General features: G+C 60.5%; 2 protein-coding genes. Both read right to left on the bottom strand.

Annotated elements, in window-relative coordinates; genetic code table 11:
* Positions 1-7: 7 nt before the first annotated feature.
* Entirely contained in the window at positions 8-415 is a 408-nt protein-coding gene (locus ACXRVY_RS22575; RefSeq protein ID WP_458238282.1) for a PA2817 family protein, read from the bottom strand.
* A gap of 74 nt (positions 416-489) precedes the next feature.
* Positions 490-2,931 (bottom strand): acyl-CoA dehydrogenase, encoded by a 2,442-nt coding sequence (locus ACXRVY_RS22570; protein ID WP_458238281.1) that lies wholly within the window; start codon positions 2,929-2,931, stop codon positions 490-492.
* Position 2,932: the final 1 nt, after the last annotated feature.

Below are 2,932 nucleotides of genomic sequence, written 5' to 3'. Positions count from 1 at the left end.
TAGAAGATCAGTGCTTGCTGTCCTGGTTCGACAATGCCAGCAGTTGCTTTTCCTGGTTCCAGTCGAAAGGTTCGTCGTTCTGTTCGGCTTCGAAGCGGCGCTCTTCCAATGCCTGATACAGGTCGATCTCTTCATCGGACAAGTAGTGCAGGCAGTCACCGGCGAAATACCACAGCAGATCCCGTGGAATCAGGTGGGCGATTTGCGGATAACGGGAAATGACTTGAGTCAGGATGTCCTGGCCCAGGTACTGGCTTTCGATTGGGTCGATCGGCAGTGACGCCAGCAATTCGTCGAAGCGCTCAAGGAACAAGGCATGGCTTTCTTCGGGAACCTGCTCGGCCTCACCTAYGGCGACCAGGATGCTGCGCAGGTGGTCGAGTAAAACGAGATGATCGGCAACGATGTTGGACACGAGATAAGTCCTCAAGAGCAAAACGGGCGCGGGAGTATAAAGCGCCCGCGCCCGTTTTTACATGCTTGAAGGGATCAGCGGACTTTTCCCTTGGCCAGTGCCAAAGCCTTTTGGTCAAAGTCATCGACATCGATCACCTTGCGCCGGGCCGCTTCGGCTTCACGCAGGGTTTGGGCTTCCACCGGCTGCAACACACCAGCCTCGAGGGCGGCATCGATCGCCGACTCGCCGGCCAGCGGTTTGACCTGGCCACTCTTGAGTGCCACGTGCAATTTTTTCTGCAATGGCTGTGCGGCGCTCAACAGATTGCAGGCGTGTTGCAATGCACCGACCGGGTCGTCGCTCGCTTGTGGGCGATAGCAACCCAGGAGCAATTCCTCCAGGGCAGGGTCGCACTTGGCGCGGCCAATCAACGCAGCGACTTCGGCACCGAGTTTGTCCGATGGCCCTTTGTGCCGGCGACCGAACGGGAACACGATCACCCGCAACAGGCAGCCGACGACTTTGTTCGGGAAGTTATCCAGCAGCTCATCCATGGCCCGTTCCGCCTGGCTCAGGCTTTCTTCCATGGCCCAGGCCAGCAGCGGCGCCATGTACTGCGGTGAGTCGAGGTCGTTGTAGCGTTTGAGCGCGGCGGAGGCCAGGTAAAGGTTGCTCAACACGTCACCCAGCCGTGCGGACAGACGTTCCCGGCGTTTCAGTGCGCCGCCCAGCAGCATCATGCTGAGGTCGGCGAGCAGGGCGAAAGCAGCGGCCTGACGATTGAGAGCACGGAAGTAACCCTGGCTGAGTTTGTCGCCCGGGGTGTGTTCCAGGTGCCCGAAACCGAGATTCAACACCAGCGTACTGGCGGCGTTGCCCACAGCGAAACCGATGTGCTTGAGCAGCAGGCCATCGAACTCCGTGAGCGCCTGATCCTTGTCTTCACGGTCGGCAAGGGCCATTTCCTTGAGGACGAAGGGGTGGCAGCGAATTGCACCCTGGCCGAAGATGATCAGATTGCGCGAGAGAATGTTCGCGCCTTCGACGGTGATGAAAATCGGCGCGCAGTTCCATTTGCGACCGAGGTAGTTGTTCGGCCCCATGATGATTGCCTTGCCGCCGTGCACATCCATGGCATCGCTGAGGCAGTCGCGGCCGCGCTCGGTCAGGTGGTACTTGAGAATCGCCGACAGCACCGACGGTTTCTCGCCCAGGTCGACCGCATTGGCGGTCAGCATGCGGGCGGCGTCCATCATCCAGGTGTTGCCGCCAATGCGCGCCATGGCTTCCTGAATGCCTTCGAAAGCGCCAATCGGCACGTTGAACTGCTCGCGAACCTGAGCGTATTGGCCCGTCACCAGGCTGGTGAACTTGGCCATGCCGGTGCCCACCGCCGGCAGGGAAATCGAACGCCCGACCGACAGGCAATTCATCAGCATCATCCAGCCTTTGCCGAGCATCTCCTGGCCGCCGATGAGGAACTCCAGCGGGATGAACACGTCCTTGCCTGAATTCGGGCCATTCATGAATGCGGCGCCCAATGGCAGATGCCGGCGGCCGATCTCGACACCGGGCAGGTCGGTTGGAATCAGTGCCAGGCTGATACCCAGGTCATCTTTGTCGCCCAGCAGGTGATCCGGGTCGTAGGCCTTGAAGGCCAGGCCGAGGAGGGTGGCCACCGGACCGAGGGTGATGTAACGCTTTTCCCAGTTCAAGCGCAGGCCGAGGACTTCCTGACCCTGCCATTCACCTTTGCAGATCACTCCCGAGTCCGGCATGCCGCCGGCGTCGGAGCCGGCCAAGGGACCTGTAAGGGCAAAGCACGGGATGTCATCGCCGCGAGCCAGACGTGGCAGGTAATGATTGCGTTGTTCGTCGGTACCGTAATGCAGCAACAGTTCGGCCGGGCCGAGGGAGTTGGGGACCATTACGGTGGTTACGAGGTCGCCGCTGTGGCTCGCCAGTTTCATCGCCACTTGCGAGTGGGCATACGCGGAGAAGCCCTTGCCGCCAAACTCCTTGGGGATGATCAGGGCGAAAAAGCCGTTGTCCTTGATGAAGGTCCAGACTTCGGGCGGCAGGTCCATGGTTTGACTGAGCTGCCATTCATTGACCATGGTGCAGAGTGTCTCGGTCGGCCCGTCGATGAAAGCCTGTTCCTCTTCATTCAATTGCGCTTTGGGATAGGACAGCAGTTTGCTCCAGTCCGGACGGCCACTGAACAGTTCGCCGTCCCACCAGACCGTGCCGGCGTCGATGGCGTCGCGCTCGGTTTGCGACATGGGTGGCAGGGTTTTCTGGAACCAATTGAACATCGGCGCGCTGAACAATTTGCGGCGCAGGTCGGGCAGCAGCAAGGGCGCGGCGACAGCGGCGATCAACACCCAGATAACCAGCAACAACCAGCCCGGCGCGCGGCTGAAAGCGCCCATTGCCACGGCATAGACGGCCACGATGACCAGGGCGGGCAGCGGGGCGATGCGGCGGTGGGCCAAATAAGCAATCCCGACCAGCAGAACCAGTATCCACAACAGC

Source organism: Pseudomonas sp. P5_A2_2, from assembly GCF_054177685.1.
The sequence above is the reverse complement of the archived record's forward strand: the minus strand, read 5'-3'. Positions and strand labels throughout refer to the sequence as shown.